This window comes from Shewanella sp. SM101 (assembly GCF_025654465.1).
GTDB lineage: Bacteria > Pseudomonadota > Gammaproteobacteria > Enterobacterales > Shewanellaceae > Shewanella > Shewanella oncorhynchi.
Genome location: NZ_JAKKRH010000061.1, coordinates 1 through 21,016 on the forward strand (window position 1 = coordinate 1; position 21,016 = coordinate 21,016).

At 45.6% G+C, this 21,016-nt stretch carries 19 protein-coding genes and 1 pseudogene; 13 read left to right on the forward strand and 7 right to left on the reverse strand.

The features are described from left to right. A partial coding sequence (locus tag L5M38_RS21690; RefSeq protein WP_263142523.1) for a transposase domain-containing protein occupies window positions 1–180 on the reverse strand: 180 nt, incomplete at its 3' end. A 159-nt stretch (window positions 181–339) separates the two neighbouring features. Between L5M38_RS21690 and L5M38_RS21695 the strand changes: the two genes are divergently transcribed. After that, complete coding sequence (locus L5M38_RS21695; RefSeq protein ID WP_011791203.1) at window positions 340–870, forward strand: thioesterase family protein; 531 nt, start codon at window positions 340–342, stop codon at window positions 868–870. Between the two features lie 24 nt (window positions 871–894). Here the strand turns inward: L5M38_RS21695 and L5M38_RS21700 are convergent, their stop codons facing one another. Further along, entirely contained in the window at window positions 895–1,542 is a 648-nt protein-coding gene (locus tag L5M38_RS21700; protein WP_263180291.1) for a glutathione S-transferase family protein, read from the reverse strand. A gap of 206 nt (window positions 1,543–1,748) precedes the next feature. Here L5M38_RS21700 and L5M38_RS21705 point away from each other — a divergent pair, with 206 nt between their 5' ends. The 5 genes from L5M38_RS21705 (at window position 1,749) to L5M38_RS21725 (ending at window position 8,308) form a co-directional block, all read left to right on the forward strand. Further along, complete coding sequence (locus L5M38_RS21705; protein WP_113940202.1) at window positions 1,749–2,438, forward strand: DNA-3-methyladenine glycosylase I; 690 nt, start codon at window positions 1,749–1,751, stop codon at window positions 2,436–2,438. An 814-nt stretch (window positions 2,439–3,252) separates the two neighbouring features. Then, entirely contained in the window at window positions 3,253–4,398 is a 1,146-nt protein-coding gene (locus tag L5M38_RS21710; RefSeq protein WP_105250703.1) for an efflux RND transporter periplasmic adaptor subunit, read from the forward strand. A 9-nt stretch (window positions 4,399–4,407) separates the two neighbouring features. Continuing rightward, on the forward strand, window positions 4,408–7,542 hold the full coding sequence (locus L5M38_RS21715) for an efflux RND transporter permease subunit (RefSeq protein ID WP_105250702.1): 3,135 nt from the start codon (window positions 4,408–4,410) through the stop codon (window positions 7,540–7,542). A 133-nt stretch (window positions 7,543–7,675) separates the two neighbouring features. Next, entirely contained in the window at window positions 7,676–7,966 is a 291-nt protein-coding gene (locus tag L5M38_RS21720) for a hypothetical protein (RefSeq protein WP_263180292.1), read from the forward strand. An 18-nt stretch (window positions 7,967–7,984) separates the two neighbouring features. Further along, window positions 7,985–8,308, forward strand: coding sequence for a hypothetical protein (locus tag L5M38_RS21725; protein WP_131524445.1), 324 nt, complete (start codon window positions 7,985–7,987; stop codon window positions 8,306–8,308). Between the two features lie 56 nt (window positions 8,309–8,364). Here the strand turns inward: L5M38_RS21725 and L5M38_RS21730 are convergent, their stop codons facing one another. Continuing rightward, window positions 8,365–9,987, reverse strand: coding sequence for an AbgT family transporter (locus L5M38_RS21730; RefSeq protein ID WP_263180293.1), 1,623 nt, complete (start codon window positions 9,985–9,987; stop codon window positions 8,365–8,367). Between the two features lie 559 nt (window positions 9,988–10,546). On the opposite strand from L5M38_RS21730, the gene L5M38_RS21735 reads away from it, so the two are divergent. From L5M38_RS21735 to L5M38_RS21745, 3 genes are read left to right on the forward strand one after another with little or no spacing between them, the layout of a single operon-like run. Continuing rightward, complete coding sequence (locus L5M38_RS21735) at window positions 10,547–11,113, forward strand: LemA family protein (protein WP_173248363.1); 567 nt, start codon at window positions 10,547–10,549, stop codon at window positions 11,111–11,113. A 49-nt stretch (window positions 11,114–11,162) separates the two neighbouring features. Continuing rightward, complete coding sequence (locus L5M38_RS21740; protein ID WP_263167957.1) at window positions 11,163–12,200, forward strand: DUF3137 domain-containing protein; 1,038 nt, start codon at window positions 11,163–11,165, stop codon at window positions 12,198–12,200. Continuing rightward, on the forward strand, window positions 12,200–12,955 hold the full coding sequence (locus L5M38_RS21745; protein WP_263167958.1) for a lytic transglycosylase domain-containing protein: 756 nt from the start codon (window positions 12,200–12,202) through the stop codon (window positions 12,953–12,955). Before L5M38_RS21740 ends, L5M38_RS21745 begins: the two co-directional genes overlap by 1 nt. A 69-nt stretch (window positions 12,956–13,024) precedes the next feature. Here L5M38_RS21745 and L5M38_RS21750 read toward each other — a convergent pair whose 3' ends face one another. Both L5M38_RS21750 and L5M38_RS21755 read right to left on the reverse strand, forming a co-directional pair. After that, a complete protein-coding gene (locus tag L5M38_RS21750; protein ID WP_212599480.1) occupies window positions 13,025–13,870 on the reverse strand; it encodes a 23S rRNA (adenine(2030)-N(6))-methyltransferase RlmJ in 846 nt (281 codons plus the stop codon). A gap of 92 nt (window positions 13,871–13,962) precedes the next feature. Further along, window positions 13,963–16,227 carry a GGDEF domain-containing phosphodiesterase gene (locus tag L5M38_RS21755; RefSeq protein ID WP_173497835.1) on the reverse strand — a complete coding sequence of 755 codons (2,265 nt, stop codon included), beginning with the start codon at window positions 16,225–16,227 and terminating at the stop codon, window positions 13,963–13,965. A 266-nt stretch (window positions 16,228–16,493) separates the two neighbouring features. Between L5M38_RS21755 and L5M38_RS21760 the strand changes: the two genes are divergently transcribed. Together L5M38_RS21760 and L5M38_RS21765 are read left to right on the forward strand one after the other, a co-directional pair. Beyond that, window positions 16,494–17,240: a class I SAM-dependent methyltransferase gene (locus L5M38_RS21760; protein WP_107949945.1), complete on the forward strand. Its 747-nt coding sequence runs from the start codon at window positions 16,494–16,496 to the stop codon at window positions 17,238–17,240. Window positions 17,241–17,468: 228 nt separating this feature from the next. Next, entirely contained in the window at window positions 17,469–18,116 is a 648-nt protein-coding gene (locus L5M38_RS21765; protein ID WP_219254380.1) for a CatB-related O-acetyltransferase, read from the forward strand. 46 nt (window positions 18,117–18,162) lie between these two features. Here the strand turns inward: L5M38_RS21765 and L5M38_RS21770 are convergent, their stop codons facing one another. Next, on the reverse strand, window positions 18,163–19,083 hold the full coding sequence (locus tag L5M38_RS21770; protein ID WP_263180294.1) for a LysR family transcriptional regulator: 921 nt from the start codon (window positions 19,081–19,083) through the stop codon (window positions 18,163–18,165). Between the two features lie 185 nt (window positions 19,084–19,268). Between L5M38_RS21770 and L5M38_RS21775 the strand changes: the two genes are divergently transcribed. Next, window positions 19,269–20,018 carry a 3-oxoacyl-ACP reductase family protein gene (locus L5M38_RS21775; RefSeq protein ID WP_263167961.1) on the forward strand — a complete coding sequence of 250 codons (750 nt, stop codon included), beginning with the start codon at window positions 19,269–19,271 and terminating at the stop codon, window positions 20,016–20,018. A 40-nt stretch (window positions 20,019–20,058) separates the two neighbouring features. After that, complete coding sequence (locus L5M38_RS21780) at window positions 20,059–20,805, forward strand: alpha/beta fold hydrolase (RefSeq protein WP_317630257.1); 747 nt, start codon at window positions 20,059–20,061, stop codon at window positions 20,803–20,805. Here L5M38_RS21780 and L5M38_RS21785 read toward each other — a convergent pair. Then, a pseudogene (locus L5M38_RS21785) lies at window positions 20,802–21,016 on the reverse strand (IS30 family transposase); the annotation flags it as partial. The gene L5M38_RS21780 and the pseudogene L5M38_RS21785 sit on opposite strands and share 4 nt — an antisense overlap.

Genomic DNA, 21,016 nt, shown 5'->3' on the forward strand with positions numbered 1-21,016 from the left:
CCAAATCATCGCGTCCATCGGCAATTTACGCCGTCTTAACGTCGCAACGCCCTGAGAGTCTAGGCAAGATTGAATTAACTCAGGTTCTAACACATCTGCTAAGCAGGTGAATTCGGTTAGGCGGGTAATATGAGTACGGGCGAGTGCTTCTGAGAGTTGCATAAAAAAATCCGATGACATGAGGTCATCGGATTTTGATCTTTTCAGCGAGATCGTCAAGCGATCTGTCTTAACTGATCGGCATTACGCCTTAGGGCGTCTTTTTTGTGAGCTATATCTCGCTTGCCCTGTGGTATGACCTCTGTTAGCCTGTGGCTCTTATTTCAAGGGCGGCGCGTTATGAATCTGTATTTTCGTTTGTTTTGGTTGTTATTCTGGCGCACGCGCCATTGTCGTAAGATCGATTTTCTAGGGACAAGTCGTATCACTTATCGTGCTTTACCGAGCGATTGCGACATCAATTTCCATCTCACTAATTCTCGCTATCCCGCGTTTATGGATCTGGCGCGGACTTATATGTTGGCTGAGATGGGTCTGCTGAAACGTTTCTTGAAGTTGAAGTGGATGCCGATAGTCAACGCCGCCGAATTTACTTATATTCGCGATATTAAGCCGCTGAAAACCTTTGAGATTGAAACCAAAGTCGTCGGTTGGGATGAAAAATATTTCTATATTGAACAACGCTTTGTGAGCGAACGTGGCCTACATTGTATCGTGCATGTGCGCGGTGTGTTTGTGTGCAAAGGTAAGCAAGTGCCGCTAGATGTCCTCGTGAAAGAAGCGGGTTATACCGATCCTGCACCTGAGTTGCCGCCAGAAGTCGTGAAGTGGAAAGCGTTTTTGCAGTTGAAGAAAGAACGCAATATGTGATTGTGTTGAGGCATGACTTACTCGCTAAGGTATGCCTCTTATTCCTGCCGTTTCCTCCATCTCAGCCAGTAACACCTCTTCTTGTACTAACATCCAAGCGCCACGCAGTTGTGCCTGTTGCCAATAGCGCACGATTTCATCTAAATCCAACAGGTTTAGATGTTGGAAGCTATAGCTTAAACAAGGGATTAGTGCACAGTCGGCTAAGGTAAAACTGTCGCCACAGACCCAATGATGTTGTGTGAGTTGCGCGTCTAAGCGTTGAAACTGTGTCAGTAGTTGCTTCTCTAATTGTTTGATTTCGAATTCATTGCTGTTTTCTATATGCTTTAACTTTTCTAATTGAAATAATGGGTTGTTAATATCATTGTCTATGATGCGATCGAACAAACGTACCTGTAAGTTGCGTTGTGGTTCTTGTGGCAGCAGCTGGGTACTGTTTTCAAAATACCTATCTAAGTACTCGATAATAATGCTGGATTCGGGTATCAGCTGTTCATTTTGTGCTTTAAGCAGGGGGATTCGCGCTTGCGGATAACGTTGGTGAAATTCCTTGCGAGACAAAGGGTCGCGTAGATCTATGATTCTGGGGTAGAAGTTGGCCTGCTTTTCATAAAGTGCGATGAGCACTTTCTGTGAATAGCGTGATAACGGGTGATAAAAAAGCTCCATAGGCACTCACTCCAAACCCAGTCTTTTACGGACTTTACGTTTTAACTTTAGTCGTAATTGAAGCGCTTGCTGTAAGAGTTTTCTTAAAAAATGCTGGAATAAACACAATTTTTCTTGGCAAAGCCAAGTGATCCATCAGGGGTAAAAATAGGTATTATGAGCCCATATAGGAAGTGTCGGGATTTAATCATTTTAAAGGTAATAATATGAGCCAGTTAGAGCGTTTTTCATCTATTTATGCCAGAGCCAGTGAGCGCAAAGGCGGACCTGCTGGACTCGAAGCCTTATTGTCTGGTTGCCTGTCTGATGATGAAATTCGCCAATATCGGGATGCTGAATTATTGTCGGCGATGAGCCGTCAGGTGTTTCAAAGTGGTTTTGTATGGCGGGTGGTTGTGAACAAATGGCCCGAGTATGAGAAGTCTTTCTTTGGGTTCGAACCGCATAAAGTATTAATGTTATCGCCTGAGCAAATTCAAGCGCGGGCAAGTGATGCGACCTTGATTCGCCATCTTAAAAAGACTCAAGCCATTTATGATAATGCTCTGCTGATCCACGATGTTGCTCGCGAACATGGCAGCTTGGCGCAGCTGATCGCCGCTTGGCCGACGCAGGATATTATCGGGTTGTGGGCATTTTTAAAGAAACGCGGTACCCGACTGGGCGGCAATACGGGTCCCTATTTTCTGCGCGGTATTGGCAAAGATACTTTTTTGTTAACCGATGATGTACAAGGCTATTTTAAAGCACATAAGTTAGTCGATACGGGTTTTTCATCACAAACGGCGCTTAAGCAAGTGCAAGCCGTATTTAATCAGTGGCAACAGGAGTCGGGTCGTTGTTTGGCTGATATCAGCCGCATTTTGGCTTGCAGCGTGGGCGATAATCGAATTTAGTCCTGTTAAGTTGTGATTGAAGATGAACAAATTAGTTTTAATAGACAAATATTGCTTTGCTAGCAATATTTGTCATTACAGAAGCATTATTTGTGGGAGTCTGAGTTTCATTTAATGGGGTATTAATCTGAATTTCGGGTTTGCTCCGTTTTGGGGTAACCACTAAAATAGCCCGCTAGCTGTTATTTGTGACTGTTTAATTGTGTGGCGTTGGCTCATAACGCTGGCGCTGCCTTTTAGCCGTGCACAAATAGTAGATGTAATAAACTGCACAGCAATCCGCTATCGGATGTATTCATGTTTTTACGCGCAAGCAGTCTGAAGCCAGCTCTTTGCTTACTCTCTTTCGGTATTGTCAGTCTTGATAGGGTCGTTTTTAACGACTTGATGCTGAGAGTGGCCTGAGTAAAAACAAGCGCGCTGCGTTTTCGTCTCTATGTACAAATTATTGCAACAAGTGACGGTTAAGCTAACGTCATTGAGCTGTGGGCCTTGGCCTGCCGCAAGTCTAGAATATGAACAGATTTGCAACATATTCAATATGGAGTAGGCTTATTGGGTGTTTTACGGCATATACCCCTAACAATGCCACTCAAAGTTAACCGATTTTTTAAATCGAATAACAATTCGATGAATATAGTAATGCTGAATGAGTGAAAATTTTCATTAGTTTACAATTTAGTTTCGTTATCTTCCTTGTTGATTCATATAGGCTATGAGATAAATAACGGATTTGATTTTAGTTACAATTACGGCTCGTGTCAGCGCAATAAGTGTACTGGTATGTGGGCAGTTAATATTTGAAGGAGTTCTCATGCGGCAGACAATTAAACTTGCCTCAGTTATAAGCGTGGCGTTATGGATGGCAGCTTGCAGCCCTCAAGAAGAGAGCGCTCAGGCGGGCGCTGGTCCACGTAGTATGGAAGTGGGAATCCTTAATGTTGTTGCCCAGCCACAAGTGATTCAGGTGGAATTACCAGGACGCAGTAAAGCTTTCCTCGAGGCTGAAGTTCGTCCACAGGTTAACGGTATTATCACTAAGCGTAGTTTTGTTGAAGGTGGCAATGTGAAACAGGGTGAATCTCTGTATCAGATTGATTCTTCAACTTATAAAGCTGCTTTAGTGAGTGCCAATGCTGATTTAGCCAGAGCGAATGCGGGCTTAGCCTCAGCAAAAGCTAAGGCGGCACGTTATCAGCAATTGGTAAAAACCAACGCCATCAGTAAGCAAGAGTTCGATGAAGCTGAAGCGGCTTATAAAGAAGCATTAGCGAATGTAACCGTGGCTGAAGCTGCGATTAACACCGCTAAAATTAACCTGCAATATACTGAAGTATTAGCGCCTATATCTGGTCGTATCGGTAAATCGAGTGTGACTGCGGGTGCGTTAGTCACTGCCAACCAGAGCCAAACGCTGGCGACGATTCAACAACTTGATCCTATCAATGTGGATATCGCGCAATCGAGTGCTCAGTTGTTACGTCTTAAAGCTAAGTTGCAGCAAGGTAAGCTACAAGCTTCAGAAAATGCAGACGTGAAATTATTGCTTGAAGATGGTACTCAATATAGTCATCCGGGTAAGTTGCAGTTCGCTGAAGTGAGCGTGGATCCAAACACTGGCTCCGTTATTCTGCGCGCAGAATTCCCTAACCCTGAAGGTATCTTGTTACCTGGCATGTATGTTCGCGCTATGTTAAATGCGGGCACTGATCCACAGGCTATCTTGGTTCCACAAAAAGCGATTACGCGTAACTCTAAGGGTGAAGCTGTGGCTATGGTGGTGAATGACCAAGGTTTAGTCGAAGCGAAAACAGTGACGACCGCAGAAGTGATTAACAACCAATGGCGAGTCACTTCTGGTTTAACTGTGGGCGACAAGTTGATTGTGGAAGGATTACAGAAAGTTCGTCCCGGCGCTCCAGTAACCACCAAAGTTATTTCTGAAACGCAAGCACAATAGGGCATAGCTATGGCACGTTTTTTTATTGATCGCCCCATCTTTGCGTGGGTGATCTCCTTGATTATTATGCTGGCGGGGATCCTCTCGATCCGCTCGCTGCCAGTGTCCCAATATCCTAACATTGCACCACCGACCGTGGTGATCAGTGCTAACTATCCTGGCGCTTCCGCTAAGATTGTTGAAGATTCTGTGACTCAGGTGATTGAGCAACGTATGACGGGTATCGATCACCTCCGTTATATCGCCTCAGCCAGTGACAGTTTTGGTAATGCTGAGATCACTTTAACCTTTAACGCTGAAGCCGATCCGGATATTGCACAGGTTCAAGTACAGAACAAGTTACAGGGCGCTATGACCCTGTTACCGCAAGAGGTGCAGGCGCAAGGGGTTAACGTTAACAAGTCGAGTTCAGGCTTCTTAATGGTATTAGGCTTCGTATCGACCGATGGTTCGTTAGATAAAGGCGATATCGCCGACTATGTTGGTGCGAACATTCAAGATCCTATGAGTCGCGTACCGGGCGTAGGTGAAATTCAGCTGTTTGGTGCCCAATATGCGATGCGTATATGGCTAGATCCGTTGAAATTGACTCAATACAACTTGACCAGTTTAGACGTTATCGCAGCGATTCGTTCTCAAAACGCTCAAGTTTCAGCTGGACAGCTAGGTGGCGCGCCCTCTGTGGCAGGCCAAGAGTTGAACGCAACGGTATCGGCTCAAAGCCGCTTACAAACGGCGGAAGAGTTCCGCAAAATTATCCTTAAATCGGATATTTCAGGCGCAAACGTCTTCCTAAGCGATGTGGCACGGGTTGAATTAGGTTCTGAAAGTTATGCTGTGGTGTCACTGTATAACGGTCAACCTGCGACAGGGTTAGCGATTAAGCTGGCAACGGGTGCTAACGCGCTTGATACTGCTGAAGCTGTTCGTGAAAAAATTGCTGAGATGAAACCTTTCTTCCCGCAAGGGCTAGAAGTTGTTTATCCATACGATACAACGCCTTTCGTTGAAAAATCGATAGAAGGTGTAGTGCATACCTTGCTTGAAGCTATTGTACTAGTGTTCATCATCATGTACCTCTTCTTGCAAAATTTCCGCGCAACTTTGATCCCGACTATTGCAGTACCTGTGGTATTGCTGGGAACCTTTGCGATTCTGTCGTTAGCGGGTTTCTCGATTAACACTTTAACCATGTTTGCTATGGTGCTCGCCATTGGTTTGCTGGTGGACGATGCGATTGTGGTGGTGGAAAACGTCGAGCGGGTAATGGCCGAGGAGGGCTTAAGTCCACTGGAAGCGACGCGTAAGTCGATGGATCAAATTACCGGTGCTTTAGTCGGTATCGGTCTGACCCTCTCTGCAGTGTTTGTCCCTATGGCATTTATGTCAGGTTCAACGGGGGTTATTTATCGTCAGTTCTCTATCACTATCGTATCTGCGATGGCGTTGTCTGTTCTAGTTGCTTTGATTTTAACACCTGCACTTTGTGCGACTATGCTCAAACCGATTAAGAAGGGCCATGCTCATATCGAAACTGGCTTCTTTGGTTGGTTTAACCGTAGTTTCGATAAACTGACTAATCGTTATGAGTCGAGCGTTGCTGGGATCATCAAGCGCGGCTTTAGAGTGATGGCGATTTACGTTGTGCTGGTTATTGCAGTGGGTTGGATCTTTATCCGTATGCCTACGGCGTTCTTACCAGATGAAGACCAAGGTATTTTGTTCACGCAAGCCATTTTGCCGACTAACTCAACTCAAGAAAGTACCTTAAAAGTATTGGAGAAAGTGTCTGATCACTTTATGGCTGAGGAGGGCGTGAGGTCGGTGTTTAGCGTGGCGGGCTTCAGTTTTGCGGGTCAAGGGCAAAACATGGGTATCGCCTTCGTTGGTTTGAAGGATTGGTCTGAGCGTGAAGCGCCTGGTATGGATGTGAAGTCTATTGCTGGTCGCGCTATGGGTGTGTTCGGTCAGATGAAAGATGCCTTAGTATTCGCCTTCGTACCGCCTGCGGTAATCGAGTTGGGGACGGCGAACGGTTTCGACATGTACCTGCAGGATAAGAACGGCCAAGGCCACGAGAAGTTAGTGGCGGCACGTAATCAACTGCTTGGTATGGCGGCACAGAATCCAAATCTGGTGGGTGTGCGTCCAAACGGTCAAGAAGATGCGCCAATTTATCAATTACATGTAGATCACGCTAAGTTGAGCGCGTTAGGCATTGAAATCACTAATGTGAACAATGTGCTTGCAACGGCTTGGGGTGGTTCTTATGTGAATGACTTTATTGACCGCGGCCGCGTGAAGAAAGTATATGTGCAAGGTGATGCCCAGTATCGTATGCAACCGGGAGATTTAGATTCTTGGTACGTGCGCAATAACAAGGGTGATATGGTGCCATTCTCTGCGTTTGCCACAGGTGCATGGGAATACGGTTCTCCACGTTTAGAACGCTTTAACGGCTTACCATCGATGAACATTCAGGGTGCCACGGCACCTGGTTTCAGTACCGGTGCAGCTATGACAATTATGGAAGACTTAGCCAAGCAGCTTCCTCCTGGTTTTGGTGTCGCGTGGAACGGTCTATCGTATGAAGAACGTCTATCGGGTAACCAAGCACCAGCGCTGTATGCTCTGTCAATCTTAGTGGTCTTCTTAGTATTGGCAGCACTCTATGAAAGCTGGTCGGTACCCTTTGCAGTTGTGCTCGTGGTTCCGCTTGGGATCATCGGTGCCTTGATTGCAATGAATGGTCGCGGCTTGCCAAACGACGTGTTCTTCCAAGTGGGGCTGTTAACCACAGTAGGGTTAGCGACTAAGAACGCCATCTTGATTGTGGAATTCGCTAAAGAGTTCTATGAGAAAGGTTCAGGCTTAGTTGAGGCGACCTTACATGCGGTGCGTGTGCGTCTTCGCCCCATCTTAATGACGTCTCTAGCCTTTGGTCTGGGTGTTGTGCCGTTAGCTATCAGTACCGGTGTAGGCTCTGGTAGTCAAAACGCCATTGGTACAGGTGTACTCGGCGGTATGATGAGCTCGACTTTCCTAGGGATCTTCTTCGTACCATTATTCTTCGTGATAGTGGAGCGTCTCTTCAGTAAGCGCGAGAAGAAAGGTAAAGAACAGAAGCCAAACTCAGCTGAATAAGCTCGATCGTTTCTAAACTAAAGCCCTGCAATTGCAGGGCTTTTTGTTATTTTAATGCTGTTAGTTATAAAGATGGATAGGCACTGTGCGCGAGTTCTGGCATATTGCGCTGAGGCAGTTAAGAGGACGAAACATGGATGATGCTGCGTTGGAATTGCAAAAACTAGATGCACTCATTGCTAAGGGTAAGATGTATGTCATTTTGGTCTTTGGCGTATTGTTCTGGGGTATGCTGACGTCCCTCGTGGTCGCCTTAATACATTATTTTATCTCGGGCGATCCATTCTGGGCGGAACTGCAAAGAGCGCTCTATATTTATCCCATTGGCGGTATTTTATTTGGTTGGTTGGTTGGTTTGTGTGGGTGCAGATTAATTGTAAGCGAGATAAACTGCGCGCCCAATAGTATCAATAGTTCTGGTTAAGCTGAGTGTAGGGGTGACATGGTGTTTTCGTGGGGTAATCTTGCCACTAAGCAACTTATCGTGGGAATGGTATGTCATGGCATAGCGCTGGCATTTTTGGCCTATGGCGTTTATGCATTTTACTTGCAGGAGCTTGTACTACCAGAGTTAACTCGCTGTGTCGGTGCTGCAGTGTTATTTGTGGGCATGGGGCTAGCCCCTCAATTATTTTTTATGTCTGTGAGCCAGATAGTATCGCAAGCTGAGGACTCGACATTAAAATCTACCCTACAGACCTATGTGTTTAATCTAGGTATTTTTTTGATGATCTGCAGTCTGTTAATGGAATGGCTATACGACTAAAGTTATCGAATAAAGAAAGGGTGTCGACTTCACCATCGACGCCTTTTTTATTGCGATTAAGGCGTGTAGTAAGTCGCGGCTCCCGGCCCAACGGGCAGACCAAAGCCAAATACCCACAGGAAGAAGAACGCTGTCCAACCCACGAAAAACACGAGCGAGTACGGCAGCATAGTGGCGATCAGCGTACCTATCCCTAGGTTTTTCTGGTAACGACAGGCAACCGCTAAGATCAAACCAAAGTAGCTCATCATAGGTGTGATTAAGTTAGTCACCGAATCTCCAATACGGTACGCCGCTTGAATCGTTTCGGGCGCATAACCAACCAGCATGAGCATAGGCACAAAAATAGGAGCGGTAATGGCCCACTGGGCCGAGGCACTGCCAAGCATCAAGTTGATCATGCCGCAGAGCATAATAAAGAACAAAAATACGATCGGGCCCGTCAAGCCTATGGATTGCAGTGCATCGGCACCTAACACCGCCAATACTGCGCCTAAATTACTCCAGTTGAAGAAGGCGACAAACTGTGCGGCGAAGAAGACGAGGACGATATACATGCCCATAGTGCTCATGCAGTGGGACATGGCATTGATGACATCTTTATCATTTTTGATGCTGCCCACGACTTTGCCGTAAATAAAGCCCGGTATGGCAAAACAGATAAAGATAAAGGCGACTATGCCCTTGAGGAATGGCGAACCTGAGATGAGACCGGTTTCAGGATGGCGCAGCGGTGCGCCTTCTGGTACGACTGAAATCGCTAAAATAACCGCGAGCACTAACATAGATAACCCAGCCCATTTTAAGCCGCGTTTCTCAATAGCACTGATGCTCTCCATTGATTGCAGTACGGTTTCGTCTGCATCATCATTTTGGTATTGACCTAACTTAGGTTCGACGATTTTCTCTGTGACAAAGGCGCCAAGGAAAGTGATCACAAAGGTGGAGACAAACATGAAGTACCAGTTTACTTCTGGGCCGACGTTGTATTGAGGATCTATCATGCGCGCCGCAGCTTCGGTAATGCCCGATAGCAAGGGATCGACAGTACCAAGCAATAAGTTAGCACTATAACCTCCTGAAACCCCGGCAAAAGCGGCAGCTAAACCTGCAAGTGGATGGCGGCCAATGGAGTGGAAAATCATCGCCGCCATAGGGATTAGTACCACATAGCCAAGCTCGGCAGCGGTGTTAGACATAATGCCGGCAAATACTATGGTCACAGTGACTAATCGTTTAGAGGCGCCCATGACTAAAGCACGCATAGCCGCAGATAATAAGCCAGAGCGTTCGGCAATCCCGACACCGAGTAGCGCCACTAGCACAGTGCCGAGCGGTGTAAAGCCAGTAAAGTTGGTCACTAGATGCGAGACTATCATCCGCAAACCTTCGGCGTTCATTAGGCTCACCACATGGATTAAACCGTCGGCACTGCGGCCGTGTGAGCCAATAGGTCTAGGATCCACCACGGTTAACCCAAAGTAGCCCGCAATACCTGAAATAATGACCACGGCAACACAGAACAGTGCGAATAAGGTGATTGGATGGGGCAGCAGATTGCCTAAGCGTTCAACAATATTGAGAAAACGTACAAACCAACCACTAGAGCTGATATCGCCCTGTTGTGGATTGGGTTCAGAAGCTTTTTTGGGGGGAATATCGCCGGAATTAAAACTCATCGTCCTTCCTTTATGTCGACCTTTACGCAGCGCAATATTTTGACCCTATAACAGACTCGAGACATTGCCGACGGCCGATTGTGGATGACGTGGCTGAGGGGATAACTCTAGGTGCAAGACTCGGAGTGAAAGCTAAGGTAAAAGTTAAAAAATTAGCGGCAAAGTATGATTGTTAAGTTTTAATTGAAACTTAAATGTTGCTATTGACTGTGTTGAGGTGAGGAGGGCTAAAATTAGGATAAAAAAATGGACTCTCGAGGAGTCCAGTATTCACGAGCAAAATTGGATGCTCTAATGTTGTGCCAATACACTATAGACCTTGTTTGCTGTATCGGAGCTGAATATCGATAAATTTATAGGTTAAATACTGTTTTTTATGCAGATGATCACTTTTCATCGCTGAATATGGCCAGTTTCGTTGATGATTGCTCGTTAGATGACATCGCCAGCTCTGACCAGCGAGTAATTTCATTGTCTTAATCAGCCCGCAGGTGAAATTTTCACTCATTTATGGTTAGCTGTATCCTATTAACAAGAATAAGAAACCTAAGGATGGAAGATGGAAAAATTGTTATTGGGATTAACGCTGATTTTTATCGTGACCTATCTTTGGTACGTCAGCCTAGTCAAAAAGCGCAATACCGCGCTCGAAGCCTTGTCGGGTATCGATGTACAGCTGACCAAGCGTGCCGACCTTGTGCCTAATATTCTAAAAATTGCTAAACGATTTATGGAGCATGAAAAGTCACTGCTCACTGAAATCACCGAATTACGCACTCAGCTCAGCCATAATTACAACAAGGCCGATCCGAGTGCCGTTAAAGAGCATTTAGTTCAGGCCGAGCGGTTGAACGACAAAATGAGCACCTTGATGGTGAATGTGGAGAACTATCCTGAGCTCAAGTCCGACAACACTATGTTGCAGGCGATGCAGACCTATAACGAGGTCGAAGCGCATATCTCAGCTGCGAGGCGTTTTTACAACTCGGCAGTTTCCGAGCTTAATACTGCGGTAGAAATCTTCCCCGGCTCGATTATCGCTTCTATGGCGAGTATTAAAGTGATGCCATTCTATGAGGTGAGCGAAGCGGCAAAAGCGCCCGTAGATGCGGCCGAATACTTGTAAGCTTAGCTGTGCAGGGTGAGTTATCACCCTGCAATACTATGACATCAATATGAATATCATCACTTTTATTTTAGGTAGCCCGATTCGGACTTATCGGGGGTCTGTTGGTTTGTCTGCGGATTTTGACGAACTACCTCAACTCGAAGCCTATTACGAAGAACATATCGCGCCCATCAGTCGCAAATATGAAACTAAGCGTGTGGCTTGCCTTAAGGCGGCGCGTAAACGTTTGTATTTGAGTTTGATGATAGTGCTTGGGCTGAGCTTGCTCACCGTTATTGGCTACTACAGCGGTGGCGCTTATTTCCCGCCTTTGCCATTGCTTGCCTTAGTCGGATTATGCTGGTGGAGCTTTGCTCCGACTCGTGAGTTTAAGCATTTGGTTCAAAATGATATTTATCCGCTGATGTTTAAATATTTCGGCGATGATTTTATTTATAGCCGCGAAATGCGCCTCGACATGAATCGACTCGTTGCGGCTAAAGTATTACCGCGATACGACAAAGTCAGCTTCGGTGACTATATACAAGGCTGCTATAAGGGCGTTGAGTTGACGGTCAATGAGCTTACCTTGACCAAGAATGTGCAAGTCGAAGAGCTGGATGTCAGTACCAGCAGGCGCAGAACTGTGACCCGCACGGAAACCCAGTTTCGTGGCTTAGTGGTTGAGCTGAGTAGCCATAAAGCGTTTATGGGTCATACTGTTGTGCTGAGGGATCGCGGTGGTTTAGCAAATTTCCTGTCCGACAGCCATGCGGGACTGGTACGAGTCAAACTTGAAGATCCGCAATTTGAAAAAGAGTTCGACGTGTTTTCAACGGATCAAATCGAGTCACGCTATTTGCTCAATACGGCATTTATGGAGCGCTTGCAGGAGCTTGCAAAACATTTCGATGGCAATATTCAATGTGCATTTTTCCGCAATAAACTAACTTTGTTCCTACCGAATCGCAGAACGCATTTTCAAATGCAGTCCATTTTTCATGGCGCAACCTTTTCAGTAGAATTTAGTCAGATAAACCGAGAAATGAAGCAACTCTTTGCTATTATTGAAGTACTTAAACTTAATCAGTACACGGGACTTTGATGTTGCTTACTCGCTTAGCGCTTGCTCGTACACTGACTTTTGCAGCCTTTTCATTGCCCTGCAGATTTGAGGTACTAGGCCTGTGCTTATTATTGATTTCGAGTTTGATGATAAATGCAAATGCTGAGGAGGCGCGCGAAAAAGCTAAGCCGCGTATTGTGGCGCGGTACTCACAAAGCGGCATAGTGAGTAGTGAAGGTCTAGAAAAACTCAAAATTTATCAATACCAACAAGCTAATGGTGTCACCGTATTTACCGACAAAGCCCCCGCAAATAACCAGTATCAAATTTTGTTATATGACTGTTTTGCCTGTCGTCCCGATTCGACCATAGACTGGAATGGTATTCGGCTATTTACCGCTAATTATGATGCCTTGATCTCCCATGCAGCCCATAAGCATCAACTTGATCCCGCCTTAATCCGCGCTGTGATCCACGCGGAATCAGCCTTTAATGCGCGTGCACTTTCGCGAACTGGCGCCATGGGATTAATGCAATTGATGCCAGAAACAGCAAAAGAAATGGGTGTGGCAAATGCGTTTTTACCCGAAGAGAATATCTTAGGTGGCAGTAAGTATTTGGCACAAATGCTAAAACAGTTCAATGGTGATATCGCATTGGCCTGCGCGGCTTACAATGCGGGGCCGACGACCGTGGTTCAGTACAATGGCATTCCGCCCTATCCTGAAACCCAAGCCTATGTTGAGCGTGTGAAAATTTTATTGAAGCGTTACCGCGAGCAGAAAGACGTTTAGTTACCGCATTGATAAGCTGAAATGAAGTGGCGAAAATCCAGAGATCATCGCCGCCATTCGAGTCGAAGGTTACTCGCCGACTTCCCATTTTACGGTAATGTTACCGTCCACTTGTCCAAGTGTTTTACCCAAGTAATCCATTAATTCTGTTGCGATTTCGTCTAACTGCCAAGGTGGATTGATGATCCATAATCCTGCCGCAGTCATGCCAAATTCATCTGAATCGGGCTTAATGGCTTGTTCAATTCTCAACTGACGTTTAATGCCACTGCTGGCGAGGCGCGATAACATACCTTCGGTCTGAGCGCGATTTACGACTGGATACCACAGGATAAACACACCCGTAGCAAAACGCTTGTGCGCTTTTATCAGGGTTTCGGCCACATCTTGGTAGTCGGTTTTCATCTCGTAGCTAGGATCGACGAGCACCAGAGCACGACGCTCTAATGGTGGTACTGCGGCGATAAGGCCTTTTAAGCCATCGCCTTTGATCACTTTAACTTGTCTGTCTTCGCAGAAATAATCATCCAATAACACATAATCAGTGCTGTGCAGCTCGTGCAAGACCATGCGATCTTTAGGCCCTAGCTCCATGTCGATAATGGCGGGTGAACCTGGGTAGAAGTTTAGTTCGTCTGGATTTTCTTCATTAAAATGGCGCACGGCGGCGACATAGTCCTGCAGTGATTGTGGTAGGTCAGTTTTATCCCAAAGCTTAGCTACACCTTCGAGGTATTCACCTGTTTTCTGTGCAAATTCATCGCTTAAAGCATAACCACCCGCACCTGCGTGGGTATCGATATACACGAGTGGTTTGTCTTTTTTGTGCATCAGCTGCAAGGTTTGTAGCAAGATGGCGTGTTTCAACACATCGGCATAATTGCCAGCGTGATAACCATGGCGGTAACTTAACATGGGGGATCCTAGTAATTTGCAAACATAGCAAAGAGAGGCAAATGCCAGTCGCCAATTATACCTGCGATGCTTCTAGGCGTAAATTTAATGCCTCAGTTGGCGCTCTTTTTATTGGCAAACCAATGTGTGGGGGTTTGCATTTGAAAGGTTTTCAGCCAGAGATTCGCTGGTGCGGGTTTACCGAATAAATAACCTTGAAATTGTTCGCATCCTAGCGCAGTGAGTTGCAATAACTGGGCTTCGGTTTCGATACCTTCGGCAATGACGTTGAGTTTTAAGCTCTTGGCTAACAGGATGGCAGCGTTAACAATTTGGGTATGGCGTTCACTAATGCCCATTTGACTGACAAAGTAACGGTCGATTTTAATTGTGTCGGCACTGATATCAATGAGCTGGCTTAATGACGCATGGCCAGTGCCAAAATCGTCAATGGCGATAGAAACCCCCATGCGAGCTAAGGTGTTTAGGCGTCGGCCTGTTTCTTTATGGGTTGAAAATACAGAGGTTTCAGTAATTTCAATTTCCAACAATGGGATGAGTTCAGGATGATTCATATAGGTTTGGATTAACACCTTAAAGAAGCGATCCGACAGAATATCTTGCCCTGATAAATTAAAGGCTATCCTAACCAGAGGCACATTCTTAGGCCAAGAACGGATCAGTTGTAGTAATTGCCTGAAGACTTTTATCGCAAAAATCGCCTGCAATTGAGATGACTCTATGATGGGGATAAAAGTGTTCGGCATGATCATAGTGCCGTCTTCGTCAAACATTCTGGCTAGCGCTTCAAAGCTAGTAATGTGGCCATTGGCCATCACTTTAGGTTGCAGCCACATTTCAAGGCGGTTGTGTTTCAGCGCGTCACGGATTCTGGCTTTTTGCGATGAAGCTTCGAGCAGATTGTTAATCAAACCAATGTAATACACCATCACTGGGCTAGCTTGGGTGGTTTGTTTTATGGCAATTAAACATTGCTCCGCGGCTTGCTGCGGTGAGGCTTTATTACCAGAGCTGCAACCGACTCTGCACTCGAGATGATATTCAGTCTGTTGTTCTTGCTTAAGTTGTAGGTTTGTTGGAATACGCTCGCGTAATTGTAGCGCTAGGTTTTCAGGGGAGATAAGCGGCAGGCTAGTAAACTCGAGTGCAAACGATGCTCCTCTAAATCGGTATATTTTTGCGATATGACCAAAGCGATTTTTGAGTTCAATAGCAAAGGCTTTTAGGATGGCATCTCCGACGCTGATACCGAAAGCAGCATTAATTTGGCTAAGATTATCAATTTTGATTAAGGCTACGGTCATTTCCTGATGGATCAAGCTTGGCGCTGGGTTATACCAGTGATTTTCGTTGGGTAATCCCGTCACTAAATCATAGAAATGCGTGCTGATGTGGTGCTTTTTAAGTCGACTCAGCTCAATCGCATGGTTTGCCTGTTCTGTGACATCGTGGCAGTGAAACAACAAAGTATCGTGGTGCTGTAATGAGGCTTTTTGCAGCAGATATTTAGTGCTGTTATTGTTCTTTAAATGGGTCGGAAACGAGGCCGCCAGTAAATTCGTGCTGGTATCTTCGGTAAGTTCAAAAATGTCACATAGGCGAGTGCGGTTTAGTGTGACTTCTCCAGCGATTTCCCTCGCGGCATTATTCAGGTTGAGAATGACTCCATCCTCATTGCAGAAGAAAGAGGCTGTACCATTATTTTCAAAGATTTCAGCATATTGGTCTAATGTATGTTGCAGTGCATTTTGATGCTGGATCATTTGCTGCGCATGGATTTTCTGGGTTTTTAGCAGGCGCATTGCCGACAACGGGATACAGATATTAAAAAACATAAACAGCAAACCGTTTAGATAAGCGTGGGTCGCAGGTAGGCTGATATCAATATCGATAATGGGTGGCAGGTTTTGGTTACGCAGTAGCAATAAAAAAGGCAATACGTTGAAACACATCATAATAAAAGCGACTTTTCTGCCAAACAGGAAAAGCGCCATCAAGGGCAAGGTATATAAGAAAGTAATACCTACCTGCGATAAGTTAAAGTCAGGGATAAACAACAACATAGATAAACAGGCTGCAATAACCATCGCCAGCAGGCTGATAGAGCTGACGAGTAAATATTTGCGCGTAAACCATAAAGACAGGAATAGTACGGTTAAAAAACTGACCGTAATGCTGATAATGAAAGTGAGGTTTAACTCATACGCAATTAAAGAGCTATGCAGCACTATGCTAGTGGTCAAGATGGCGCCACTAAGCAGAATAATCCGCAATAAGCTGGTTTTTAATATCGTTTTGTCAGGATTTAAAAAATCTTGCTCCCTGATAAACAAAAAACCTTTTAGCCATTGAAGCAAAAAAAGTCCTTATCCCGTACGGAAGTCACGCAGGTTGGCTGGGGACGTAACATATAACATAAATCACTAAACTGTTATACAAATAGATTGCCGCCTTTATAAATCAGTACATTACAGTGTGATGCTTGTTTGAATTTTTAAGGGCGCACTGGGACAAATTGGCTAAGACAGTGATGAGCTTGGCGATGTGTTTTGCTTACTAGCATATTCATAAACGAGATTTTTAGGCATAATGGCCATCATTTTCGTTGGTTAGAAGACAGCCTGTGACCCCGATTTTTTTCAATCAGCAATACCCAACACTTGTGGATATTTGTGCACGTTGGCAACTCGTCTACGATGCGAATGCGACCTTCGAATTGCGTTTTGAATCAGATACTTTATCACTGCATAAACGCGATGAGCCTAAGCTCGATGGCATAGTGGTGGATTTTGTGACTGGCGCCGTCGCCCATAGACGTAAGTTCGGTGGTGGTCGTGGTCAATCCATCGCTAAAGCGGTGGGATTAAAGCAAGGGGTAACACCGAGTGTGGTCGATGGCACTGCGGGTTTAGGGCGCGATGCATTTGTGCTCGCAAGCCTTGGTTGTACAGTGACTATGGTAGAGCGTCATCCTGTGGTTGCGGCATTGCTTGAAGACGGCCTGCGCCGCGCCTATCAAGATGCTGAAATTGGCGATTGGATGCGTGAGCGGATGCGCCTATTTCATGGATCTAGCCTAGAAGCACTATCGAAATTGGCACAAGAGGTGGATGTGGTTTACCTCGATCCTATGTACCCCCACCGTGATAAATCGGCCCTTGTTAAAAAAGAAATGCGTGTATTCCAATCCTTAGTCGGTGCCGATTTAGATGCCGATGGCTTACTCGCCCCAGCTTTAGCCTTAGCAACTAAACGTGTCGTCGTTAAGCGCCCAGATTATGCCGAAGATTTGGATGGGGTTAAGCCTAATACGGTTATTGAAACCAAGAAAAACCGTTTCGATGTCTATGTAAAAGCCGCGATGAAATAGGGAATATTTTTCTCATCGTGAACATAGTATGCTTTCAGTGACAACGGCTTAGCTCATGTCGATATTTCAGTTTTATGGGCTATTTTCTTTTTTATACCCACTTGTGATTTTTTATATGAAACTCATTCCTCTGCTAAAACAGCCGCGTATTCACTGACTATTCTAATGTAAAACTTCTCATAACATTATGTTTCGTATTAACAATTTTGTTTATAAAGAGGATTTGCAATGCAGAAAAAGCATTGGTCAAAAGTTCAGTTATTGCATGAGGTAGTCACCAATCCCAATATCATAGTCAAAGGTCAACATAGCTATTACAGTGATTGTTGGGATGCTGGCTTTGAGGGATCTGTAGTGAGATATCTTCATGGCGATGAAGTGAGCCGTGAGTGGGAGCCTAAGTGGCCTATCGATAAACTTTATATCGGTAACTATGTGTGTATCGCCGCCGAAGTTGTGATCTTAATGGGCGGAAATCATACGCATAGAGCAGATTGGTTTTGTTTATACCCCTTTGTGGATTTCATCGAGGATGCCTACGTAGGCAAAGGTGATACTCATATTGGTGATGGGGCTTGGTTAGGTATGAGATGTATGCTGATGCCTGGGGTGACGATAGGTGAAGGTGCGGTTGTTGCCGCAAATAGTGTTGTCACCCAAAATATCGAACCCTACAGTATTGTGGCGGGATCACCCGCGAAATTAATCAAGTATCGGTTCGATAAAGACGTTATTACTGAGTTACTGGCGTTAAAAATCTACGATTGGCCTGCCGAAAAGTTTGATAGCTTAAAGCAGCATTTGTGTTCGGCGGATTTTGACGCGCTCAGGAAAGCGATCACTCTCTATGACCAATCTGTACATCAAAATAAATAGCCGTTAGTCCCAAAGTGAAAGGTCGCGATTAGTCGAGGCCTTTTACTTATCCTGCCTTAAATCTGCTTTTTGGCGCTTTCGCTAAGTCGGCCAGTGCTTCGATGATCACTCGTAGCTTTGGTTGGAGGTAAGGAGTTTTAAGCCAAATTAAGTGGATGGGTGTGTCGTCACTGGCGAGTTCGTCTAGTACCGAGATAAGTTCACCAGTTTTAAGATAGTCCTCAACTAACCATATCGGCACTTGTGCTAAACCCACTCCCGCCAGTGTGGCCGCTAAAATGGCTTCGCAATCAGCTATTTCGTGGCGTACTGGAATGTCATAGGCCTCGATGATCCCATCCTCATTTTTAAGTAACCAGCGATGTTGCTGCCCAAGCGGCCAGCCGACAATGCATTGGTGCTGGTTGAGATCTTCTTTGTCTTGTGGCGTGCCAAGTCGAGCGAAATAGGCGGGAGACGCGCAGATCACTCGGCGTTGTTCTCCTAATCTACGGGCGACTAAATCCACAGTGTCGCCGAGTTGTCCGACACGCACCGCCAAATCAATGCCGTCACTGAACAAGTCAGTCGCTCTATCGTTAAAGGTAATGGATAACTCGAGCTTGGGATATTTTTGCGATAGTGATAATAGGGTTGGCAGTATATATCGCCGCCCAAACGTCACAGGTAAATCCACTCGCACTCGACCTGAGGGAATTTGCTGTTCGCTGCCGAGTCGGCTCTGTGCATTGTCTAGGATTGCCATGGCATTTTGGCAATCTGTGAGATACGAATCGCCATCATTGGTTAAGCTTACACGCCTTGTGGTGCGGTGCAGTAGTTTAGTGCCTAAGCGGGTTTCTAAGCGCACTATGCTTTTACTGAGCGCCGAACCAGTCATGCCTAACGCCTGCGCCGCTAAGGTAAAACTGCCGAGCTGGGCAACTGTGACGAAATGGCGTATCTCAACAAATTGATTATTTATCACGGCAATTAATTCCTTGAAGGACTCAGTGATGGTCATTTTAGTGACTTAATCATGGGAAGTGAATCGCGTAAGCTACTACCACAATATGAAAAAGAGCGTTAACTAACGGGCGATCGCCATTTTGCGATTGATTAACAACGCTTTTCTTTACCATAAATTTTATATTCCTATTGAGTGAGCTAACTATGAAATCGTCAAATAATCTGCAAGGTAAAGTGGCTTTTGTACAAGGCGGTAGCCGTGGTATCGGCGCTGCCATCGTTAAAAGATTGGCGAGTGACGGCGCCGCGGTTGCCTTTACCTATGTGTCATCTGAGGCGCAGTCACAATTACTAGTAGATGAAGTGCTAGCTCAGGGGGGGCAAGTCATTGCCTTTAAGGCTGACAGCACAGAGCCGGAGGCAATTCGCCGTGCCATTCGCGAGACCAAAGCGCATTTCGGTCGATTAGATATTGTGGTCAATAATGCGGGCACGCTGATTTGGGATAGCATCGAAAATCTGACGTTAGAGGACTGGGATCGAACAATTAACACTAACGTGCGCAGTGTGTTTGTGGCGAGCCAAGAAGCGGCGCTGCACATGAATGACGGCGGCCGCATCATCAATATCGGTAGCACCAACGCTGAACGTATTCCGTTTGTAGGTGGTGCGATTTACGGCATGAGTAAATCGGCATTAGTCGGCTTGGCCAAAGGATTAGCGCGGGATTTAGGCCCACGTGCGATTACGGTGAACAACATTCAGCCAGGCCCTGTGGATACCGATATGAACCCTGATAACGGCGATTCATCTGAGCCCGTTAAGGCGATAGGCGCCCTAGGGCGTTATGGTAAAGCCGAAGAGATCGCTAGCTTTGTCGCCTTTATTGCGGGCCCAGAAGCGGGCTATATCACAGGGGCGAGCTTGATGATTGATGGTGGGTTTTCAGCATAAGTTTTGTTGACATTTTAAAGTAGGTTCACTGAAAGGTTTAATGATGATTAAAAAAATGAAGTACTTGATGTTTGCGGCATGTACAGCGGCCACTTCGTTGACGGTAAACGCCACGACTGAGTTCCCTATTCCATCAGGATTTGAGAGCGGTTTCGAGGAAGTTAATGGTATTAAGATGCACTATGTCGCTGGCGGCAGTGGCCCAGTATTATTAATGGTGCATGGGTTTGCCCAATCATGGTATGAGTGGCACCAACTTATGCCTTTACTTGCCAAAAATTATCGAGTTATCGCCATTGATATACCGGGTCTAGGGTTATCTGATCCGCTTAACAGCTCTTATACTGGGGAAGACGTTTCCCCTTATATCTATTCACTCGCGAAACGTTTTAGTCCAGATGAGCCATTTAATCTTGTCGCGCATGATATTGGCATATGGGCAACTTATCCTATGGTGGCAAAGTATCAAAAGGATATTGCTAAAGTGGCCTATTTAGAAGCAGTGATCCCAGATGAGAGAATTTACGCTTTCCCAGCGTACACACCTCAAGGGGAATCAACCGCTTGGCATTTTAGCTTTTTCTCTGCGGATGGCAATTTACCAGAAACCTTGGTCTCGGGTAATGAAAAGAAATTCTTCTCGCATTTTATTCGAAAGCATGCAGAAAAGCCGGAAGCCTTTTCAGAGGAGCTCCTAGGACTTTATGCAAAATCATATGAGAAGCCTCATACATTGCATGCAGCATTTGCCCGAATTCAACCCCGAAGTGCGACACTCGACAATTAAGCAGCTAACTGGTGAAACACCACGGCAGGCTGCTTAAACTTCAAACACTTTTTGGGTCGATAGTTAATTCTATTCTGAGCAAATTCGATTAATTCATCACTCACTAGCCTCAAATCAACCCCTTTTTTGACGTACTGCCGCAGTAATCCATTGGCGTTTTCATTCGCTCCTCGTTCACAAGAACGATAAGGGTGCGCAAAATATACCTGTG

What these genes read in the sequence shown, in the direction of transcription:
- L5M38_RS21695 (WP_011791203.1), top strand. Translation starts at nt 340, where the DNA reads ATGAATCTGTATTTTCGTTTGTTTTGGTTGTTATTCTGGCGCACGCGC.
- L5M38_RS21700 (WP_263180291.1), bottom strand. Translation starts at nt 1,542, where the DNA reads ATGGAGCTTTTTTATCACCCGTTATCACGCTATTCACAGAAAGTGCTC.
- L5M38_RS21705 (WP_113940202.1), top strand. Translation starts at nt 1,749, where the DNA reads ATGAGCCAGTTAGAGCGTTTTTCATCTATTTATGCCAGAGCCAGTGAG.
- L5M38_RS21710 (WP_105250703.1), top strand. Translation starts at nt 3,253, where the DNA reads ATGCGGCAGACAATTAAACTTGCCTCAGTTATAAGCGTGGCGTTATGG.
- L5M38_RS21715 (WP_105250702.1), top strand. Translation starts at nt 4,408, where the DNA reads ATGGCACGTTTTTTTATTGATCGCCCCATCTTTGCGTGGGTGATCTCC.
- L5M38_RS21720 (WP_263180292.1), top strand. Translation starts at nt 7,676, where the DNA reads ATGGATGATGCTGCGTTGGAATTGCAAAAACTAGATGCACTCATTGCT.
- L5M38_RS21725 (WP_131524445.1), top strand. Translation starts at nt 7,985, where the DNA reads ATGGTGTTTTCGTGGGGTAATCTTGCCACTAAGCAACTTATCGTGGGA.
- L5M38_RS21730 (WP_263180293.1), bottom strand. Translation starts at nt 9,987, where the DNA reads ATGAGTTTTAATTCCGGCGATATTCCCCCCAAAAAAGCTTCTGAACCC.
- L5M38_RS21735 (WP_173248363.1), top strand. Translation starts at nt 10,547, where the DNA reads ATGGAAAAATTGTTATTGGGATTAACGCTGATTTTTATCGTGACCTAT.
- L5M38_RS21740 (WP_263167957.1), top strand. Translation starts at nt 11,163, where the DNA reads ATGAATATCATCACTTTTATTTTAGGTAGCCCGATTCGGACTTATCGG.
- L5M38_RS21745 (WP_263167958.1), top strand. Translation starts at nt 12,200, where the DNA reads ATGTTGCTTACTCGCTTAGCGCTTGCTCGTACACTGACTTTTGCAGCC.
- L5M38_RS21750 (WP_212599480.1), bottom strand. Translation starts at nt 13,870, where the DNA reads ATGTTAAGTTACCGCCATGGTTATCACGCTGGCAATTATGCCGATGTG.
- L5M38_RS21765 (WP_219254380.1), top strand. Translation starts at nt 17,469, where the DNA reads ATGCAGAAAAAGCATTGGTCAAAAGTTCAGTTATTGCATGAGGTAGTC.
- L5M38_RS21775 (WP_263167961.1), top strand. Translation starts at nt 19,269, where the DNA reads ATGAAATCGTCAAATAATCTGCAAGGTAAAGTGGCTTTTGTACAAGGC.
- L5M38_RS21780 (WP_317630257.1), top strand. Translation starts at nt 20,059, where the DNA reads ATGATGATTAAAAAAATGAAGTACTTGATGTTTGCGGCATGTACAGCG.